This is a genomic window from Streptomyces sp. NBC_00075 (assembly GCF_045041225.1).
Classification (GTDB): domain Bacteria; phylum Actinomycetota; class Actinomycetes; order Streptomycetales; family Streptomycetaceae; genus Streptomyces; species Streptomyces adonidis.
In genome coordinates this window covers 11,250,870-11,270,400 of sequence record NZ_CP108243.1, presented here as the reverse complement: position 1 = coordinate 11,270,400, position 19,531 = coordinate 11,250,870, and the positions used below count along the sequence as shown (strand labels likewise).

General features: G+C 71.2%; 15 protein-coding genes. 1 reads left to right on the top strand and 14 read right to left on the bottom strand.

Going from position 1 to position 19,531, the window contains the following annotated elements:
* Nucleotides 1–46 precede the first annotated feature (46 nt).
* Nucleotides 47–1,999, top strand: coding sequence for an amino acid transporter (locus OG787_RS49580; protein ID WP_405540045.1), 1,953 nt, complete (start codon nucleotides 47–49; stop codon nucleotides 1,997–1,999).
* Nucleotides 2,000–2,013: 14 nt separating this feature from the next.
* Here OG787_RS49580 and OG787_RS49575 read toward each other — a convergent pair whose 3' ends face one another.
* From OG787_RS49575 to OG787_RS49510, 14 genes are all read right to left on the bottom strand, one after another.
* Nucleotides 2,014–2,814 (bottom strand): ABC transporter ATP-binding protein, encoded by an 801-nt coding sequence (locus tag OG787_RS49575; RefSeq protein ID WP_405540043.1) that lies wholly within the window; start codon nucleotides 2,812–2,814, stop codon nucleotides 2,014–2,016.
* A gap of 13 nt (nucleotides 2,815–2,827) precedes the next feature.
* Nucleotides 2,828–3,802, bottom strand: coding sequence for a FecCD family ABC transporter permease (locus OG787_RS49570; RefSeq protein WP_369031552.1), 975 nt, complete (start codon nucleotides 3,800–3,802; stop codon nucleotides 2,828–2,830).
* A 56-nt stretch (nucleotides 3,803–3,858) separates the two neighbouring features.
* Nucleotides 3,859–4,899, bottom strand: a complete 1,041-nt coding sequence (locus OG787_RS49565; protein WP_405540041.1) for an ABC transporter substrate-binding protein — start codon at nucleotides 4,897–4,899, stop codon at nucleotides 3,859–3,861.
* A 91-nt stretch (nucleotides 4,900–4,990) separates the two neighbouring features.
* The gene (locus OG787_RS49560; protein ID WP_405540040.1) at nucleotides 4,991–9,385 is read right to left on the bottom strand and encodes an amino acid adenylation domain-containing protein; all 4,395 of its coding nucleotides are present in this window, start codon (nucleotides 9,383–9,385) and stop codon (nucleotides 4,991–4,993) included.
* Nucleotides 9,382–9,645: a phosphopantetheine-binding protein gene (locus tag OG787_RS49555; protein WP_405540038.1), complete on the bottom strand. Its 264-nt coding sequence runs from the start codon at nucleotides 9,643–9,645 to the stop codon at nucleotides 9,382–9,384. Before OG787_RS49555 ends, OG787_RS49560 begins: the two co-directional genes overlap by 4 nt.
* Before the next feature lie 42 nt (nucleotides 9,646–9,687).
* Entirely contained in the window at nucleotides 9,688–11,217 is a 1,530-nt protein-coding gene (locus tag OG787_RS49550; RefSeq protein WP_369031393.1) for a long-chain-fatty-acid--CoA ligase, read from the bottom strand.
* 45 nt (nucleotides 11,218–11,262) lie between these two features.
* Nucleotides 11,263–11,760, bottom strand: a complete 498-nt coding sequence (locus OG787_RS49545; RefSeq protein WP_405540036.1) for an FcoT family thioesterase — start codon at nucleotides 11,758–11,760, stop codon at nucleotides 11,263–11,265.
* 32 nt (nucleotides 11,761–11,792) lie between these two features.
* Nucleotides 11,793–12,683: a TauD/TfdA dioxygenase family protein gene (locus tag OG787_RS49540; RefSeq protein WP_369031551.1), complete on the bottom strand. Its 891-nt coding sequence runs from the start codon at nucleotides 12,681–12,683 to the stop codon at nucleotides 11,793–11,795.
* 42 nt (nucleotides 12,684–12,725) lie between these two features.
* Nucleotides 12,726–12,977: an acyl carrier protein gene (locus tag OG787_RS49535; protein WP_405540034.1), complete on the bottom strand. Its 252-nt coding sequence runs from the start codon at nucleotides 12,975–12,977 to the stop codon at nucleotides 12,726–12,728.
* Entirely contained in the window at nucleotides 12,974–14,020 is a 1,047-nt protein-coding gene (locus tag OG787_RS49530) for a beta-ketoacyl-ACP synthase III (RefSeq protein ID WP_405540033.1), read from the bottom strand. The genes OG787_RS49535 and OG787_RS49530 overlap by 4 nt, the downstream gene beginning before the upstream one ends.
* Nucleotides 14,021–14,811: 791 nt before the next feature.
* Nucleotides 14,812–16,341 (bottom strand): MFS transporter, encoded by a 1,530-nt coding sequence (locus OG787_RS49525; RefSeq protein WP_405540801.1) that lies wholly within the window; start codon nucleotides 16,339–16,341, stop codon nucleotides 14,812–14,814.
* A 133-nt stretch (nucleotides 16,342–16,474) separates the two neighbouring features.
* A complete protein-coding gene (locus OG787_RS49520; protein ID WP_405540032.1) occupies nucleotides 16,475–16,999 on the bottom strand; it encodes a copper chaperone PCu(A)C in 525 nt (174 codons plus the stop codon).
* A complete protein-coding gene (locus tag OG787_RS49515; RefSeq protein ID WP_405540030.1) occupies nucleotides 16,996–19,257 on the bottom strand; it encodes a heavy metal translocating P-type ATPase in 2,262 nt (753 codons plus the stop codon). The genes OG787_RS49520 and OG787_RS49515 overlap by 4 nt, the downstream gene beginning before the upstream one ends.
* Nucleotides 19,257–19,520, bottom strand: coding sequence for a hypothetical protein (locus OG787_RS49510; RefSeq protein ID WP_405540029.1), 264 nt, complete (start codon nucleotides 19,518–19,520; stop codon nucleotides 19,257–19,259). Before OG787_RS49510 ends, OG787_RS49515 begins: the two co-directional genes overlap by 1 nt.
* Nucleotides 19,521–19,531: the final 11 nt, after the last annotated feature.

Here is a 19,531-nt window from a genome sequence, read left to right as displayed (position 1 = left end):
GTGATGGCCCGAACCCCGCGCCGAACCACGCACCAGGAGCACGTCGATGGCCATCACCGAACGACCACAGCGGCGTCTACGTGCATGGATGCTGGAAGGCCTGTCCGACATGGGCAAGCCGGCCGGCCACACCGGGCCGCACGCCCAACCGGCACCGGTCCACAAGGGCCAGCCCTGGTACCGGGTCATGTGCCTCACCGGGGTCGACTACTTCTCCACTCTCGGCTACCAGCCGGGCATCGCGGCCCTCGCGGCCGGTCTGCTGTCGCCGATCGCGACCATCGTGCTGGTGATCGTCACCCTGGCCGGCGCTCTGCCGGTCTACCGGCGCGTGGCCGAGGAGAGTCCGCACGGCGAGGGCTCGATCGCGATGCTGGAGCGGCTGCTGTCCTTCTGGCAGGGCAAGCTGTTCGTGCTGACGCTGCTGGGCTTCGCCGCGACGGACTTCCTGATCACCATCACGCTGTCGGCCGCCGACGCCTCGACCCACCTCGTCGAGAACCCGCATCTGACCAGTGCGCTGCACGACAAGCAGGTGCTGATCACCATGATCCTGGTCGCGCTGCTCGGCGCGGTCTTCCTCAAGGGCTTTCTGGAGGCCATCGGCGTCGCGGTGGCCCTGGTCGCCGTCTACCTCGGGTTGAACGTCGTGGTGATCGCCGTAGGCCTGTGGCATGTGATCACCGAGGGCCATGTGATCACCGACTGGTCCACCGCCCTGACCGCCGAGCACGGCAACGTCTTCGTGATGGTCGGCGTGGCGCTGATCGTCTTCCCGAAGCTCGCGCTCGGCCTGTCCGGCTTCGAGACCGGCGTCGCGGTGATGCCGCACGTCAGGGGCGACGACAGCGACACCGAGGAGAGCCCCAGGGGCCGCATCCGGGACACCAAGAAGCTGCTGACGGCCGCCGCGGTCATCATGAGCGTCTTCCTGATCGCCACCAGCTTCATCACCACCCTGCTGATCCCGGAGAAGGAGTTCGAGTCGGGCGGCCAGGCCAACGGCCGTGCGCTCGCCTTCCTCGCGCACGAGTACCTGGGCAGCGCCTTCGGCACGGTCTACGACGTGTCGACGATCGCCATCCTCTGGTTCGCGGGCGCCTCGGCGATGGCCGGCCTGCTCAACCTGATGCCGCGCTACCTCCCCCGCTACGGCATGGCCCCGCACTGGGCCCGCGCCGTGCGCCCGATGGTCATCGTCTTCACCCTCATCGGCTTCCTGGTGACCTGGATCTTCGACGCGGACGTCGACGCCCAGGGCGGCGCGTACGCCACCGGCGTACTGGTGCTCATCAGCTCGGCGGCGATCGCCGTGACCATCGCCGCCCGCAAGGCCGGCCAGCGCAACTGGACCGTCGGCTTCGCCGTCATCTCGGCCGTCTTCCTCTACGTCACCGTCGTGAACGTCATCGAACGCCCCGACGGTGTGAAGATCGGCGCCTGCTTCATCGCGGGCATCATCCTGGTCTCGCTGCTCTCCCGGCTGGCCCGCGCCTTCGAGCTGCGGGTGACACACGTCGAACTGGACGACATGGCGGAACGTTTCATCCGGGACATGGCCAGCCGCAAGATCCGCTTCATCGCGAACGAGCCCGACCAACGCGACAACGCCGAGTACCGCGACAAGATCGAGCAGATCCGGCAGGACAACGACATGCCGGACCAGGAGGACTTCGTCTTCGTCGAGGTCACGGTCACCGACCCCTCCGAGTTCGAGGCGGGCCTGACCGTACGCGGCGAAGTGCTCCACAGCCGCTACCGCGTCCTGACCCTGGAGTCCTCCTCCATCCCCAACGCCCTGGCCGCTCTCCTCCTGTACGTCCGCGACTCCACCGGCTGCATCCCGCACATCTACTTCGAGTGGACCGAGGGCACGCCCTTCGCCAACTTCCTCCGCTTCTTCCTCTTCGGCCAGGGCGAGGTCGCCCCCGTCACCCGAGAGGTCCTGCGCGAGGCGGAACCGGACCGGGCCCGCCGCCCTCGCGTGCACACCGGCTGAGCCGACGGGACGGGTCAGTGGTCGGCCGGCTCGGCCTCCCGGTCCAGGGCGAGTGGCCGGGCCGCGTAGGTGATGCGGACGACGCCGTCGGGATGGCGCTCCGTGTCGCCCCGTACGCCGAAGACGCTCCGGAGGAGGTCCGGGGTCAGGACCTCCAGTACGGGTCCTGCCGCGACCACTTCGCCTTCGTGCAGGACGACGAGGTGGTCGCAGAGCCGGGCGGCGAGGTCGAGGTCGTGCAGGACGGCCAGGGTGGTGATGCCGGTGGAGCGGATCAGGTCCAGGAGTTCGAACCGGGCACGGATGTCGAGGTGGTTGGTGAGTTCGTCCAGAACCAGGAGCTGGGGGCGTTGGGCCAACGCCCGGGCAAGCAGGACGCGCTGGCGTTCGCCGCCGGAGAGGGTGGAGTAGTCGCGGTGCGCGAAGGGGGTGACCCCGCAGCGGGCGACGGCGTCGGCCACGGCCTCGCGGTCCTCGGCACCGTCCCGGCCCATGAGGCCGTGGTGGGGCGTTCGGCCGAGGGCGACGATCTCGGTGACCGTCAGGCCGGCCGTGGTGCCGGAGTCCTGGAGGACGGCGGCCGTACGCCGGGCGGCGGTGCGGGCGGACAGCTCCCACACGTCGTCGCCGCCCACCCTGACCGCGCCGTCGGCCGGGCGCAGCGAGCGGTAGACCGTGCGGAGCAGGGTGGACTTGCCGCTGCCGTTGGGGCCCACGAGCCCGACGATGTCGCCCTTGGCGGCCTCCAGGTTCACCTCGCGGAGGATCGGCCGGCGGTCGAGGGTGATGTGGAGCTGGTCGACGGTCAGTTTCATACAGGTGTCTTTTTCATACGGAGTCCAGGCCCTTGTCTCGGCGCAGCAGCCACAGGAAGAAGGGGGCGCCGAGCAGGGCGGTGAGGATGCCCAGCGGCAGTTCGTTGGGGCGGGTGAGAGTACGGGAGAGCAGGTCCACGAGAACCAGGTAGATCGCGCCCAGGAGTGCGGTCAGGGGCAGCAGTCTGCGGTGGTCGGCGCCGGTGGTGAGGCGGACCAGATGGGGGATCATCAGGCCGACGAAGCCGACACCGCCCGCGACGGCGATGACGGTTCCGGTGAGCAGCGCGCTGACGACCAGCAGGATCGCGCGCAGCCGGTCGACGTCCACACCGAGCGCGGTCGCCGACTCGTCGCCGGCCAGCAGGGCGTTGAGGCGCCGTCCGAACAGGGTCAGCACGACGGTGCCTGTCAGGACCACCACGGCGACGGTGGGCAGTTGGTCCCACTGGGCGCCGGCGACGCTGCCGAGCATCCAGAACATCACGGTCCGCAGTTCGGTGGGCGTCGCCAGCAGTTGGACGAAGCTGGTCATCGACAGGAGGACGTAGCCGACGGCGACTCCGGCAAGGACGAGCCGGGTGGGGGCCAGCCGGCCCCGCCGCTGCCCGAGGGCGAACACCAGGACACCGGCCGCCAGCGCACCGACGAACGCCGCACCCGACACTCCGAGGCCGCCGAGCCCGCCGAGCGCCGCGCCGCCGAGGGTGATGACCAGGACGGCGCCCAGGGAGGCGCCGTACGAGAAGCCCAGGACGACCGGGTCGGCGAGCGGATTGGAGACCAGGGTCTGCAACACCGCGCCCACCACCGCGAGGCCCGCGCCGACCAGGGCGGCCAGGAGGACTCGGGGTGCGCGGAAGGTCCATACGATCTGGTCCAGCGCCGGATCGTCGACGGTTTCCCCGCCGGTGAGGTGGTGCAGGAGGATCCCCCACACGTCACCCACCGGGATGTTCACGGCGCCGATGCTCACCGCCACCACCATGACGGCGACGAGAGCCAGGAGCAGCCCGGTGACCGCGAGCGGCAGTCGCGGACCGCTCAGACCTTGTCGGGGTGCAGCATCCCGGCGATCTTCTCCACGGCCAGGTCGTTGCTCGGGCCGAGGTACATCGAGTCCGACAGCGCCACGTACGTGTTGTTCTTCGCGGCCGGCCACTGGGGGAACTCCTTCAGCAGTTTCTTGGCGTAGGCCGCCGGGTCGGGGTCGTTGTAGCCGATGACGACGAGCGCGTCGACGTCGGTGGCGGCCACCTTCTCCTTGCTCAGGTCGGCGAAGGAGGTCTTGGAGGCGTTCTCGAAGGCGTTGCTGCCGCCGGCCTTGGCGAGGATGTCGTTGTAGATGCCCTTGGCGACGACCGAGCTGAAGTCGTTGCCGCCCATGGCCATGTTGGAGAACAGGACCATGACCTTCGGCGCCTTCTCGCCCTTCACCTTGGCGGAGACGGCGGCGATGCTCTGCTCCGACGCGGCGATGAGCTTCTCGACCTCGGCACTCTTGCCGAAGATCTTCCCCATGTCGCGCAGCAGTGTGTAGCTGTCGGCGATGGTCATCTTCGAGGTGTCCTGGTCGCAACCCTGCGGCGAGACATAGGAGTTGGCGCCCACCGCTTTGAGCTGCTCGCGGGTGGCGAAGCCGTTCTTCTCGTCGAAGCCGTACGCCGTCGTCGACAGCACCAGGTCGGGGCGCAGCCCGATCATCGCCTCGCGGGGGATGTCGTAGGCGTCGTTGAGTTTGACGTCACCGGTGGGCAGGGCCTTGATGGCTGCGGCCCGGCCTTCGACCTCGGACATGCCGTAGGTCTGCTGATTGGCGACGATCTTGTCTTCAAGACCCAGGGCGAGCAGCGTGGAGACCTCGGCGACCGAGGCGCCGTTCATGACGACGACCCGGCTGGGCGCCTCGGTGAACTTCTCGGACGTTCCGCAGTTGTCGAGGGTCACCGGGTAGCCGGAGGTACCCGCCTGCGCGGACGCCTTGCCGCTCGTCGCGGCGGTCTTCTCCGTCGAGTCGGCGCATGCCGTGGTGACCAGACAGAGGGCGCCGGCCAGGGCGATGGCGACCGGCCGTTTCTTCGGCATTGCGGGCTCCTTGGTGCGGGGTGTTCGTGATGCGACGGGTTCTGTTGCAGTAGTCGGGGGGTGGTGTCCGTGAGTTCCCGGACGTGCCCAACTACTTTGCGGGGACGGGGAGATGAGCCTGTCGTCCGACCGGCGCGGGGAGCGTTCCGGTGGCGACGCAGTGGTCGAGGTAGCGGAAGACGAGGTCCCGGTCGACGGGCGGGAGCGTGATGCCGCTGCCGCGCAGGCCGTTCACGACGTTGTCGGTGCGGACGTGTCCCAGGCGCAGATCGGGCCCGGTGGTGTCGTCGGTGGCCGTGTCCCAGGCGTCGAGGAAGGCAAGCGTGGTCGCCGCGACGCCGGAAGCCGCCCGTGGAAGCTCGGCCCGCCACTGGGCCAAGGGCAGGCGACGCAGCCGGTAGCCGTACTCCCCCACCCAGTCGTAGATGTCTCTCAGTCGTACGGGCGCGGTCGCGGCGTGGTTGAAGACCGTCGCGACGGGCGGCTGCTGTCCCAGGCTGAGGTGCACGAGGGCCTTGGCGACGTGATCGACCGGCGTCCAGGTCTCCTCCTCGAACAGTTCGGGGACGAGCCCTGCGGGGACTCCGGCGCGCAGCACGCTCCACAGGAAGTCCCGCTCGTTGACGTATCCGGTGGTGCGCGGGCCGACGATCCGGCCGAGCCGATGCACGGTGACCGGCAGGCCCCGCTCTGCGGCCTGTTCGAGCAGGCGCTCGGCGGCCCACTTGGACTGCTGGTAGCCGTACCGCAGCCCGCGGTGGGCCGGGAGAAACGCCTCCGGTACCTCGGGGGCGAGGCCGAGGGGCGGGGCGACCGACAGGGTCGACACGAAGTGCAGCGGGGTCGAGCGTACGGCCGCCAGGCGCAGCAACTCCCGGGTGGACTCGGTGTTGGCGGCGCGGAGTGTGGCGTACTCGCGCATGATGCTGACGGTCGCCGCGTTGTGGAGGATCGCCGTGCAGGTACGGGCGAGGTCGGCGAACGTCCCGTCGGTCAGGCCGAGTTGGGGGCGGGCAAGGTCGGCGGGGATGGTGGTGATGCGGGCGCGTGCGGCGGCCGGGAGGTCGAGCCGATGCGTCTCCAGGGCCAGTTGGACACGTGCGGTGGCCTCGGCGGGGCCGGGGGCCCGGACGAGGCAGACGATCTCCGCCGTGGTGCTCGTGAGGAGTTCGGCCAGGAGGTGTACGCCGACGAAGCCGGTGGCTCCGGTCAGCAGGATTCTGTGCGGTGCACTGTCCGCTCGGGGGGCGACGTCGCCGGGGTGGATGTCCGGGTCGAGGACGGTGTCGGCGAGGAGGGTCGCCGGGAGGGCGGGGGCCTCGGGCCGTGCGGGGGCCCGTTGTCGGAGGAAGGCGGCCAGTTCGGCGGGGGTCGGGTGCTGGAACAGCCAGGCGACCTTCACCTCGCGGCGCAGTTCGACGCCGAGTCGGTTGGCGACCTGGATGGCCTGGAGCGACTGGGCGCCCAGGTCGAACACGTCGTCGTACGCGGAGACGACGGCCACGCCCAGGACCCGTTGCCAGACGGCGCCGATGACGCGCTCCAGCGAGCTGTCGTTCGAGGCCTTCTGTGTACGGGGTTCAGGGGCCGTCGCCGTCCTGGCGAGCGCGTTCCTGTCGATCTTTCCTGAGCCGGTCAAGGGCAGGCGGTCCAGGAACTCGAAGGCCGAAGGGATCATCGCTGCGGGCAGGGTGGCCCTCAAGTGGTCCCGGAGCAGGGCGACTTCCGGGGCAGGCCCGTCCGGCACGACGTGGGCGACCAGACGGCGCGTCCCGTCGGCGAGCACCTGTCCGACGAGAGCGGCATCGCGTACTGCCGGGTGGGTCAGGAGGGCGCTCTCGATCTCGGCGGGGTGGACGCGGTGTCCGCTGATCTTGAACTCGGTGTCCGTGCGGCCCAGGTGGCGCAGTTGCCCGTCGTCGCCGGTCCGGACCAGGTCGCCGGTGCGGTAGGCGCGGGGTGCTCCGGGCAGTGCGTCGAGGGGTGCGAATCGGGCGGCGTCGGGTGCGTGCGCTCCCCGGTAGCCGAGGGCCAGGTTGCCGCCCAGGAGGTGGAGTTCACCGTCGACGACGGCGGCGCGGGTGCCGGGGAGCGGGAGCCCGATGGGGACGTCTCCCGGGGCGAGGGCCGGATCGTGGAGGTCGGCGACGGTGGCGACCACGGTGGCCTCGGTCGGGCCGTACGTGTTCAGCAGCCGCACCGACGTGCCGACGGACTCGCGCCAGCGGTCCACCCGTTCGGGGAGGGCCGCTTCGCCGCCGATGACGACGGTGCGCACCCCGGCGGGCAGGGTGGCCGCGCGGGTCGAGACGGCGTACGCCAGTTCGTGCCAGTAGGCGGTGGGGAGGTCGAGGTAGCTGATCCGCAGCCGTGCGCAGGCGTCCAGGAACCCGGGGACCGACTCGGTCATGTCGTCGGTGCGGACGACGAGGGTGGCGCCCGCGCAGAGGGTGAGGAAGATTTCCTCGACGCTGGTGTCGAAGTGCGGGGAGGCGAACTGGAGGACGCGGTCCTCACGTTGGGGGCCGTAGCGGTGTGCGGCACCGGCGACGAAGTGCGCGAGGGCACGGTGACCGATCTCTACGCCCTTGGGGCGCCCGGTGGAGCCCGAGGTGTGGATGACGTAGGCGAGGTCGTCCGGGGTCGGTGTGGTGTGCGGCGGATCGAGGGTCGGGAGCGACAGGTCTCCGAAGCCGTTGGTCGTCAGGGCGAGTGCGGGACTGGCGTCGGCCTGCGGCTCCGCCGTGCGGGCCGGTGATGCCGGCTGGTCGAGGGGCAGCACCGGCAGATCCCCGAAACCGCCGGCGTGCGCGTCGGTCGTCAGGACGAGGACGGGCCCGGCGTCCGCCAGCAGCTCCGCCCTGCGTGCCAGGGGTGCCGTCGGGTCGAGTGGGCAGTAGGCAGCACCGGAGAGGAGGACGCCCAGGACGGCGGTGATCGCGTCGATGCCCCGGGGCAGGGCGATGGCCACCAGGTCGCCGGGGCCGATCCGGCGGGCGGTCAGCCGTCGGGCCAGTTCGCTTGCCGAGCCGAAGAGTTGGGCGTACGTGAGGGCGTGTCCGTCGTACTCGACGGCGACGGAACCGCCGCGCCTGGCGGCGTGGTCGGCGATCAGGTCGAGGACCGGGCGTGCCGGGCCTGGCAACGGCCCTCCGTCCAGGACGGGAACGGACGACGCCACGGGCCTGCGGGAGCACAAGTCACCGAGGGACCTGTCCGGCTCGGCGAGAGCCTCGCCGAGGAGGCTGAGCAGGTCGTCCCGCAGCCCGGTGACGTCCGACTCCTCGTAGAGGTCGGGGTTGGCGTCCACGGCGATGCGCAGTCCCGCGCCCTCGGCGCGGTCGTACACGTTGACGGACAGGTCGTCGACGGGGCCCGCCGAGACGTTGTGGACGGTGCTGCGGTGTCCGGCGAAGCGCAGGTCGTATGCGAAGGGCATGATGTTGACGCCGGGACCCGACAACCGGCGCTGTCCGCCGACGAGTCGGAGGTCGCGCCGCAGTTGCTCGTAGCGGAAGCGCTGGTGCGGCAGGTTGGCGCGCAGTTCGCGGGAGATCCGGGTCGCGAGGTCGCGGAGGGTGTCCGCGCCGGTGACCGTGACGCGCAGGGGCAGGATGTTGCGGACCGTGCAGGGGACGCGGAGCGATACGGAGCCCAGGCGCCCCATCGTCGGCAGGCTGAGGACGATCTCCGGTGCGCCGGTCGCGTGGTGAAGCCGGGCCACGGTCACCGCCAGCAGCACCTCCGACCAGGTGACCCCGAGGTCCCGGGCGACGGTACGCAGGGTCTGCGTCCGCGCCGGGTCGAGGTCGGCCACCCGCCGGTGGAAAGTACGTGCGGGCAGCGCCGTACGGCCGGCGGGTGTCGCCACGGGCGGGCGGTCCGCGAACCGTTCCGTCCAGTGGGCGCGGTCCTCGGCGAAGCGGGGCGACTCCCGATAGGCGCGTTCCTCGTCCCGTACCGATGCGAGGGTGCCGAAGTCGCTGTCGTCCACCGGATCGCCCGCCGCCAGGGCCGTGTAGACCTCGGCGACCCGGCGGGCGACCAGCGACAGGCCGTAGCCGTCGAGGGCGATGTGGTGCACGCGGTGGTACCAGAGGTATTCCCGCGGTGCGATCCGCAGGAGTGCGTGGCCGAAGACGGGGTCGCGCGCGAGGTCGACGGGACGGGCCATGTCCTGGTCCATCCAGGCCAGGGCCGCCGCGTGCGGGTCGGGCTCGGCGGTGAGGTCGGCCGTGTGCAGTACCCAGTCGTCCGCCGGGGCGGCCGTCTCCCACGGCCGGCCCGTGTCGTCGACGACGTAGGCGACGTTCAGGGCCTCCGTCTCCGCGACCACGTGGTGCAGGGCGGCGTCGAAGACGGCCGTGTCCACCGGGCCGTGGATGTGCGCGTACTCGGCCGTGTTGTACGCGGGACTGTCCACGTCGAACTGCTGGCCGGCCCAGATGCCCTCCTGGGCGGCCAGTAGCGGTTGACGCGCCGTCACGTGGTTCCCCCTCGGCGTGATTGGTGTGCTTGGCGTGCGTCGAGCAGCTGCCACCACTGGGCGAACGACGTGCACTCGGCGAGTTCGACGAAGGTCACCTCCACGCCGGCCTCCCGCCAGCGTTCGATGAGGGTGACGATGCGCAGGGAGTCGATGCCCGCGAAGAGGGGGTTCTCGTCGAGGTCGACCTCGACGGGCAGCTGGTACAGGAACTCCGCCAGGTCCGCGCGGAATCCGTCCAGCGTGAGGGGAGCAGGCATGTGGTTCTCTCAATCGGGCCTGTTTGAGGGGCAGTTCGAGGGTCAGTTGACCTTGCGCGCGGAGTCGTCCCAGAAGCGGTCGCGCAGTTCGCGGCGGAGGATCTTGCCGCTGGGGTTGCGCGGGACGCTGTCGATGAACTCGTAGCGGGCGGGCAGCTTGAAGCTCGCGAGTTGCGGGACGAGGAAGGTGTGCAGGTCCCGGGGGCTGGGCCGCTGCCCGGGAACGGGGACGACGAAGGCGTGCACGTACTCGCCCCAGCGTTCGTCGGGAGCGCCGACTACGACGGCCTCGGCGACGCCTGGGTGGCCTTCCAGGACGTTCTCGATCTCGGCCGGGTAGACGTTCTCACCGGCGACGAGGACGGCGTCCTTGATGCGGTCGCGGATGAAGACGTAACCGTCCTCGTCGATGTAGCCGGCGTCCCCGGTGTGGATCCAGCCGTCGACGAGGGTCTCGGCGGTCTTGTCTGGCAGCCCCCAGTACTCGACCATGCGGGCGGGCGTGGCCAGGCAGACCTCCCCGACGGCGCCCGGCGGGAGTTCGCGGCCCTCGGTGTCGATCACCTTGCTGCGTACGCCCGGATAGGGGTGCCCGGCCGCCTGCATGAGCGGGCCGCCGGCGACATGGGCGGCGGGCGGCAGGCAGACGGCGGTGTTGCCGGTCTCGGTGAGGCCGTAGATCTGGGCGAACTCGCAGTCGAGGACGGCGAGGCTCTCCTCCAGCAGGGCCTCGGAGATCGGGGAGCCGCCGTAGACCGTCTTGCGGAGCGTGGTGAAGTCCTTGGCGCCGACGCCGGGTTCGGTCAGCATCATGCGGAGCATGGCGGGGACCACGCAGGCGGTGGTGATGCCGAGGTCGCGGATGAGGTCGACGGCCTGACGGGCGGCGAAGGCGCGCATCGCGACGACGGTCGTTCCGGCGTTGAGGTTCTGGGTGGCCCACCACAGGCCGCCGATGTGGAATCCGGGGATGCCGATCAGCGCGATGTCGCCGTCCCGCCAGTCGATCCAGTCGAGCCCCTCGCCCGCCAGGGCGTCCCGGATCGCGAAGAAGCTGCGGTGGGCGAGGACCACGCCCTTGGGCAGTCCGGTGGTGCCGCTGGTGTAGAGCTGGGCGACCGGGGTGTCCGGGGTCGGGTCGAACTCCGTTTCCCCGTCGGCGTGCTGGGCACGCCACTCCCGTATCGATCCGAGAGGTACGACCGTCTCCGGGGGCGCGGTAGGCATCTTGTCGACGATCGGCCCGAAATCGTCCTCCAGGAACAGGAGTCGGGTACCGGAGTCCTGGAGGATGTGGCCGACCTCGGGCGCGGTGAGCCGCCAGTTGACGGGGACGAGCACGGTGCCGCTCTTGGCGCAGCCGAAGAGGATCTCGTAGTAGTGCTCGGACTCCTTACCGAGGTAGGCGACCCGGTCGCCGGGTGCGAGTCCGGCGGCCTTGAGGGCGTGGGCGACGCGGTTGCTCTCGCGGTGCAGTTGCCCGTACGTCAGGGTGCGGCCCTCGCAGAGGACGGCAGGGAGGTCGGGTTGGCGCTCGGCATGGTGGCGGGTGGTCTGGGCGAGGGTCTTCATGGGCGAACCCTTCGATGGTCAGGGGACGTTGGCCAGGGACCTTGGTCAGGGGATGTTGACGAACGCGAGGGTCGCCTCGCCGTCGCAGCGGCCGGAGGCGGCGTCCCAGTAGCGGAAGGCGGTGCCGGCGTGGAGGAAGGGACTGCCGTCGGGCCGGGTGCGGCGGGTGACGGACCGGAACTCCATCTCCCCGGAGAATGCGCGGGGGTCGACCGGTCTCCGGAAGCTGGAGGAGAAACGGGCGATGAGAATGTCCGGGAGCTGGTGCTTGAAGAAGTCGTCCAGCGTCCAGTCGGCGAATCCCGAGCCAAGACCGTCCTGTACGGTCTTGGCGACCAGGAAATACATCATCTGGTTGTAGCAGATGTTCACCTCGACGGAATTGAGGTGGCCGGTGTCGTCGATGTAGCACGACTCGGAAATCTCGAATTCACAGCGGACGGAAACACGACCGCCCGTTTCCGTGACGACGGCCGAACGCAGGTATTTGCAGTGCTCCTTGTAGGGCGTGAGCACCCGCGCCAGCAGGGCTTCGTCCGTCATGCGGCCCGTCATGCGGCCCGTCATGCGGCCCGTCATGCCGCCCGGATCCCGTCGTGGAGTTTGCGTTCGTCATGGACGGTGACGCGGTAGGAGACGGTCGGCTCGGGCGTGGTCGTGTGCCGGGCGCGGTGGATGAGGCTGCGGTTGTCCCAGACCAGCAGGTCGCCCTTCTCGAAGCTCTGCAGATGGATGTTCTCGTGCTCGAAGCTCTCGTCGAGCTGGCCGGTGGCGTCGAACAGCCGCTTGAGCAGCTCCTCGTCGAGCGGCCGGCCGTCCCGGTCCTCGATGCCGACGGTGAAACCCTCGCTGATGTAGAGGACCGTCTCGCCGGTCATGGGGTGGGTGAAGGTGGTCGGCTGTACGACGGCGGGGGTCTTCCGCTCGACCTCCTCGATGATCTCGGAGAGAGGCCGGTAGACGTCGTGGGGCCGGATCTTGAAGTACTTGCGCACGGAGTGCCGGCAGTACGTCCCGCCGATCTCCTTCTTGAGCTCCTCGGGCAGCTTCTCGTACGCCCGGCCCATGTCGATGAAGTACGTGCCGCGGTTCTTCTCGGGAACGACCTGGGGGTGGATGAGGGTGATCCCGAAGGGGTCCGGCATGAACTGGTAGTCGGCGTGCCAGAACTTGCCCGTCTTCGGGACGCCTATCTGCTTGCCGTTCTCCGGCACGTTGGAGGAGACGAACACCTCCGGGACCTCCGGGTGCTTGTACATCGGCTCGTAGTACGTCTCCGGGCGGCCCAGCAGTTTGCCGAGTGCGAGGAACTCCTGAGGGGAGAGGTGCTGGCCCTTCAGGACGGCGATCTTCTTCGTGTAGACGGTGTTCTTGAGGGCTGCTACGTCGGTGTCCGTGGCGGTGGTGTGGTCGAAGCCCTCGACCGTCGCGCCGATCGCGCTGCCGGGCTGTTCCTTGATCTGTATCTGCATGGGTGTTGTTTCCTTCCGTGGGTCGGACGGCGTGGGTCAGACGGTCGTTCGGCGGGTGTCTCGGCGGGTGTCCACGAGTCCGGCGAGGTCGCCGAGGGTGAGGTCGGGCTGGAGTTCGTCGTCGCCGACGCGCACTCCGAGGTCGCGCTCGATGCGGATGCTGATCTCGACCGTGGTCAGGGAGTCGACGTCCAGTTCGCCGAGGGTCGCCTCGGGGCGGAGCCGGTCGGCGGGGGCGTCGTGGAGTCTCGCGAGGATCTCGACCAGTTGGCCGTACGTGGTGGTCATGGTGTCGTCGTCCGTTCCTGTTGAGGGAGTGAGGGCCAGGTGAGGAGGCAGGAGCCCCAGGTGAGGCCGCCGCCGAAGGCGGTGAGCAGCAGCCGGTCGCCGGGGCCGACCGTCTGCCGGGCGGCGGCGTCGGCGAGGGCGAGCGGGATGGACGCGGCGCCCGTGTTGCCGACGGACCCGACATGGGTCACGCACCGCTCCCGTGGGAGGCCCAGGTCGTCGGCGACCGAGTGCAGGATCCGCAGATTCGCCTGGTGGGGTACGAAGTGGTCGACGTCGTCGATCTTCCATCCGGCCCGGGACAGCGTGGCCCGCGCGGACTCGGCCATACGGGTCACCGCGTGGCGGTAGACCTCCTTGCCGCGCATGGCGAAGTGCCGTTCCCCGCGGCTCGGTTCACCCGGCGTGGAGCGCTGCCGGGAGCCACCGGCGGCGACCGTGATCAGGTCCTCGTGGCCGCCGTCGCTGCCGAGGTCGAAGTGGCCGACGGCGCCGGGTTCGTCGGGGTGCCCGGCGCGCAGGACGACAGCTCCGGCGCCGTCGCCGAAGATGATCGCGTTGGCCCGGTCCAGCGGGTCCACGATCGTGGAGTAGGTGTCCGCCCCGATCAGCAGGACGCTCTCCGCCACCCCGGCCGCGATCAGTCCGGCGGCCGAGGCGAGCCCGTACACGAACCCGGTGCACACGGCGCCGATGTCGAAGGCCGCCACCCCTGTCAGCCCTAGCCGTGCGGCAACCGCGGGCGCGGTGGCCGGGCAGGGACGGTCCGGGGTCGCCGTGGCGACGACGACGGCGTCCACCCGGTCCGTCGCGGCGCCGGCGAGAGCGCGGCGGCCGGCCTCGACGGCCAGGTCCGAGGTGGCCTGACCGGGGTCGACGACATGCCGCCGGCGGATCCCGGTCCGGGCCCGGATCCACGCGTCGTCGGTGTCGAGCCGACGCGCAAGCTGCTCGTTGGTCTCCACCCGGGACGGCACCCATCCGCCCAGCCCGCACAGGACGGCGGCAGGAGGGGCGTGGAAACCGGCGGCGGTAGTGGACATGAGGGTTCTCCTGGCATGACGGAGGACGGACCGGGGGCCCGGACACGGGAATGGAGGGGTCGGGAAGGGAGGTCAGGACGGGAAGCGGGTGAGAAAGGGGGCGGTCGGGAAGGCGAGCAGGGCGGCCGAGCGAGAGGGCGAGGCGAGAGGGGCGAGAGGGGCGAGGCGAGAGGGCGAGGCGAGAGGGCAAGTAGGGCGAGGCAATCGAGCAAGGCAGGCGGGCGAAGGAGGCGAGTGAGCAAGGCAAGCGAGTAGGGAGGTCAGTCGGGAGGGAGGTTGAGCGGGGGCGAAGCACGCGGGCGGGCGAGCGAGCGGGCGGGCGAGCGAGCGGGCGGGCGAGCGGGCGAGCGAGCGAGCGGGCGGGCGAGCGGGCGGGCGAGCGGGCGGGCGAGCGAGCGGGCGAGCGAGCGGGCGGGCGAGCGGGCGGGCGAGCGGAGCGGGCGGGCGAGCGGAGCGGGCGGGCGAGCGGAGCGGGCGGGCGAGCGGAGCGGGCGGGCGAGCGGAGCGGGCGGGCGAGCGGAGCGGGCGGGCAGGCAGGCAGGCAGGCGAGCGGAGCGGGCGGGCAGGCAGAGCGGGCAGGCAGGCAGGCGGGCGAAGCGGGCGAAACAAGCAGCGCGGGCGAGATAGGCAAGCGGGCAAGCAAGCGGGGCGAGCGGTAGGCGGGCGAGGCAAACAGTGCGGGCGAAGTAGGCGAGCAGACGGGCAGACGGGCAGACGGGCAGACGGGCAGACGGGCAGACGGGCAGACGGGCAGACGGGGAAGTCGAGCAGGGCGGTCGGGAAGGCAGGGCCTAAGGCCCGCTGGTCCGGGAAGTCTTGGCAGCCCGGCCAGCCCGCCCAACCCGGGCACTCCGGCCACCCGATGCGCCCCGCGCGCTCGGGCCGTCCCGCGCACTCCGGCCACCCCAGCCACCCCAGCCACCCCAAGCCGTACCCCCGAACACCCCCAACGCGACCGCCCCGCAGCCGATGCCCACCGCCGTCGCGAAAACAGCGGTACGGATGCCGTCGAGGAGCAAAGCCCCCGAGGCGCTCTGCCCCACTCCCCCGGCGACCGCGACGAGCAGTGCGAGGCCCACCGCGCCGCCCACCTGGAGGGTCGTCGACGTCAGTCCCGAGGCGATGCCCTGGTCGCCGGCTGCCACCCCGGCGGACGCGGCGATCCACATTCCCGTCCATACGGCGCCCTGACCGAGGCTCAGCAGCACGATTCCCGGCAGCAGTGCGGGAAACGAGCCGTCCGAGGTGAGCGCCAGACCGAGGGCCCCGGCCCCGGCGGCGCCCAGCGCCATGCCGCCGACCAGCATGCGGCGCACGCCGAACGCGGACACGGCCCGTTCGCCGACCTGCGTACCGGCGGCCACCACCACGGCGGGCACGAGGAACGCGAGCCCGGTCGCGGCCGCGCTGTAGCCGTGGACGGTCTGGAAGTACAGCGTCAGGAAGTACGGCACCGAGCTGAACGTGGCGCTGAACAGCGCGGTCACCCCCATCGCCACCAGCAGGCCCCGGTGGGCGAACAGCCGTGCCGGTACGAGTGGTTCACGGGAGCGGCACTCCACGACCGCGAAGAGCGTCAGCAGGCAGACGGACAGCCCGGCGCTGGTGAGGGCCACCGGCGTGCCCCAGCCCTCGGCCGGAGCCTGGACCAGCAGGAACACCAGGAGTGTGGTCCCACCGGTCGCGGTCAGCGCGCCCGCCGCGTCGAAGCGCCGCGTACGGTCCCACGGACCGTCCGCCGGGAAGAGCAGCCACCCGGCCACCGCGAGGACTCCGGCGATCGGCACGTTGACGAAGAACACCGACGGCCACCCGAACGCCTCCACCAGGACCCCGCCGAGGAGGGACCCGAAGCAGAGGCCGCCGGCCCCGGCAGCGCCCCACACCGCCAACGCCCGGTTCCGGTCGGGCCCTTCGTCGTACAGGGTGGTGATCAGGGACAGCGTCGCCGGGAACAGCAGCGACCCGCCGATGCCCTGGACCGCCCTGACGGCGACCAGAACGCCGGGTGTCTGGGACAGGCCGCCCACCAAAGACGACCCCGCGTACAGCAGCGCCGCCAGGACGAACATGCGGCGTCGGCCGAGCAGGTCCGCGGCCCGGCCGCCCAGCAGCAGGAAACCTCCGGTGGCCACGACATAGGCGCTCACCACCCATTGCAGGTCGTGGTCGGAGAACCCCAGTCCGGCGCCGATGTCGGGCAGAGCGACATACACGATGTTGTAGTCGAGCGATATGACCAGCTGCGCCGACGCCAGAACGAGCAGCGGAAGACCACGCGCCTTTCGGAGCTGGGACTTCGCCGAATCTGTCACGAACATCATCGATCACCCCCTCGGGATCACAGAATTCGAAATTCCGGGTGAGGGAATTCCGCCGGTCGATAAAACTCGTCGAACCAGTAGTCGGCCACGGGTGGCGCCGAGTTCCCGCGTCCGAGGCCGGGGACGGGAGTCAAGCCCCGTCCTCGCCCGGGCGGACCACCACCGCCAGCGTCCTCACCGCTCCGCTGTGCTCGAAGTGCAGGGTGAACGAGACGAGGTCACCGGGTTGCCAGCCGGCCTTGACCGGCACGATCACGTCGAGGCCGTCCGGGGACATGGCGAGGCGGTCTCCGGCGGGGATCTCGGCCGAGGTCACCGTCTCCGCGGAGGCGGTGCGCGCGCCGGTCATCAGGTGGCGGCTGAGGGTGAGGGCCCCCTTCCCGACCCCGGCGGACGTCACCTTCAGCAACCGGTCGGCCGATCCTCCGCTGTTGACGATCCGGAAGAAGGCCGCCGTCTCCGGGGTGTCGCCGGTGGGCAGGAACATCCGGCCCTCGGTGACCGCGACGCGCGGCGGGGTGCCCGCGTTGCCGTACGCCGTCCAGGTGCTCAGACCGCCGAGGGCCAGACCGCACACACCGACGGGCGCGAGTGCGGCGAGCAGGGCATCGGTGAGCTGGCGGCGCGTCGGCCGCCAGGGGGCTCGGTCGCTCATGGGGTGTGTCTCCGGGAGGCGGGTGAGGGCTGCCAGGCGCGCAGCCGCAGGCTGTTGGTGACGACGAGCACCGAGCTGGCGGACATGGCCGCCGCGGCGAGCATCGGGTTGAGCAGACCGACCATGGCCAGCGGGACGGTGACGACGTTGTAGCCGAAGGCCCACACCAGATTGACGCGGATCGTGCCCAGCGTGCGCCGGGCGAGGCGGACCGCGTCCGCGAGGGCCTCGATGTCTCCGCGCACCAGCGTGACATCGGCGGCCCCGATGGCGACGTCCGTACCGCTGCCCATCGCGATCCCGAGGTCGGCACCGGCCAGCGCCGCGGCGTCGTTCACACCGTCCCCGACGACCGCGACCCGATAGCCCTGCTCCTGGAGGTCCAGGACGAGTTCGGCCTTGCCCTCGGGGGTGAGGCGGGTGTGCACCTCGTCGATGCCCAGGGCGGACGCGACGGCACGGGCGGGTGCGTCACGGTCGCCGGTGGCGAGCACGGGGTGCACTCCGAGGCGCCGCAACCGCTCGACGGCACGGTAGCTGCCGGGCCGTACGACGTCACCGATCTCGATCAGTGCCTCGGCCTTGCCGTCCACCCGGACCAGCACGGGGGTGTGTGCGGCGGCTTCGGCCACGGCCAGAGCGTCGGCGAGGGCGGTGGGCAACTCGTCGTCCGGCGCGAGGACTTCGACCATCCGGTCCTCGACCCGGCCGCGGACACCCCGCCCCGGCAGGGCACCGAAGTCACTCGCCTCCGGCAGCCGCCGCTCGCCCGACTCCCGCCGGGCGTACGCGGTGACAGCCCGGCCCAGCGGATGTTCCGAGCCCGACTCGACGGCCCCCGCCAGGCGCAGCGCCTCGTCACGTCCGAGCCCGTCCGGTACGGCGGCGACCCGGGCGACGGTCATGTGCCCCGAGGTCAGCGTGCCGGTCTTGTCGAGGACGACGGCGTCGATGTGCTGAAGTCCCTCCAGCGCCTGCGGACCGGTGACCAGGACACCCAGCTGAGCGCCCCGGCCGGTCGCGGCCATCAGCGCGGTCGGGGTCGCGAGGCCCAGCGCGCACGGGCAGGCCACGACCAGGACGGCCACGCACGCGGTGATCGCCGCCTGCGGATCGGCCCCGGCGCCCAGCCAGAACCCGAGCACGGTCGCGGCCAGCGCCAGCACGACGGGCACGAAGACACCGGCCACCGTGTCGGCCAGCCGCTGGGCACGGGCCTTGCCGGCCTGAGCCTCTGTCACCAGCCGTGTGATGCGCGCGAGTTGGGTGTCGGCGCCGACGGCCGTCGCGCGTACGAGCAGCAGCCCGCCCGCGTTGACGGCACCGCCGACCACGGCCGAGCCGGGCCCGACCTCGACCGGTTCGCTCTCCCCGGTGACCAGGGACAGGTCCACGGCCGAACTGCCCTCCGCCACCTCGCCGTCGGTGGCGACCCGCTCCCCCGGCCGCACGACGAAAACCTGCCCGACCATCAACTCCTCGATGGGGACGAGCCGTTCGGAGCCGTCGCCCTCCCGGACGGACACCTCCTTGGCGGCGAGCCGGGCCAGCGACCGCAGCGCCGCCCCGGTCCCGTGCCGGGCCCGCGCCTCCAGGAAGCGGCCCGCGAGCACGAACAGCGGTACGCCGACTGCCGCTTCGAGGTAGATGTGGGCGACGCCGTCGGACGCGGACGGCAGGAGCGTGAACGGCATCCGCATGCCGGGGGTGCCGGCACCGCCGAGGAAGAGTGCGTACGCCGACCAGGCGAAGGACGCCACGACGCCCAGCGAGACCAGGGTGTCCATGGTCGCGGCGGAGTGCCGCAGCCCCCGTACCGCCCGCTCGTGGAAAGGCCAGGCGCCCCACACGGCGACGGGCGCGGCCAGTACGAAGCACAGCCACTGCCAGTTGCCGAACTGGAGCGCGGGCACCATCGACAGGACCAGCACGGGCACCGCGAGCAGGGCCGTCACGACGAGCCGGTCCCGTTCGTGCGTCGTCTCCTCGGGCCCGCCGTCGTCCGTGGCCTCCCGTTTCCTGGGCGGTTCGGGGAGGGCGGCCGTGTAGCCGGCCTTCTCCACGGTCGCGACCAGTTCGTCGGGGCCGACGTCCGCCGGGTGGCTCACCCGGGCCCGCCCGGTGGCCAGATTGACGGTGGCCGTGACGCCGTCCAGCTTGCCGAGCTTCTTCTCGACGCGGGTGACGCAGGCCGCGCAGGTCATGCCGCCGACGGTCAGATCGGTGGTCACCAGGACGGTCGTGGGTTCGGCGCCCATCAGTTGCCTCCTCCGCTCATGTCCATGTCGCCCATGTCGCCCATGTCGTCCGTCTCGCCGGTCCCGCCGCCCGTGCCAGTGCCCGTGCCGGTACCCGTGCTGTGCATCCCGGGCGCGACGGGGCCGGAGGCGGTCCCGGCGGCGTAGGACACCGTGAAGACCAGGGCCAGCAGCAGGAGGAAGCCGCAGAGTGCGGGCGGGGGCGCCGCTCTCCGCAGGACCGCACCCGCGCCGGGTAAGGAGGATTGCCGGGACTCGTCCATCAACCGCGTCT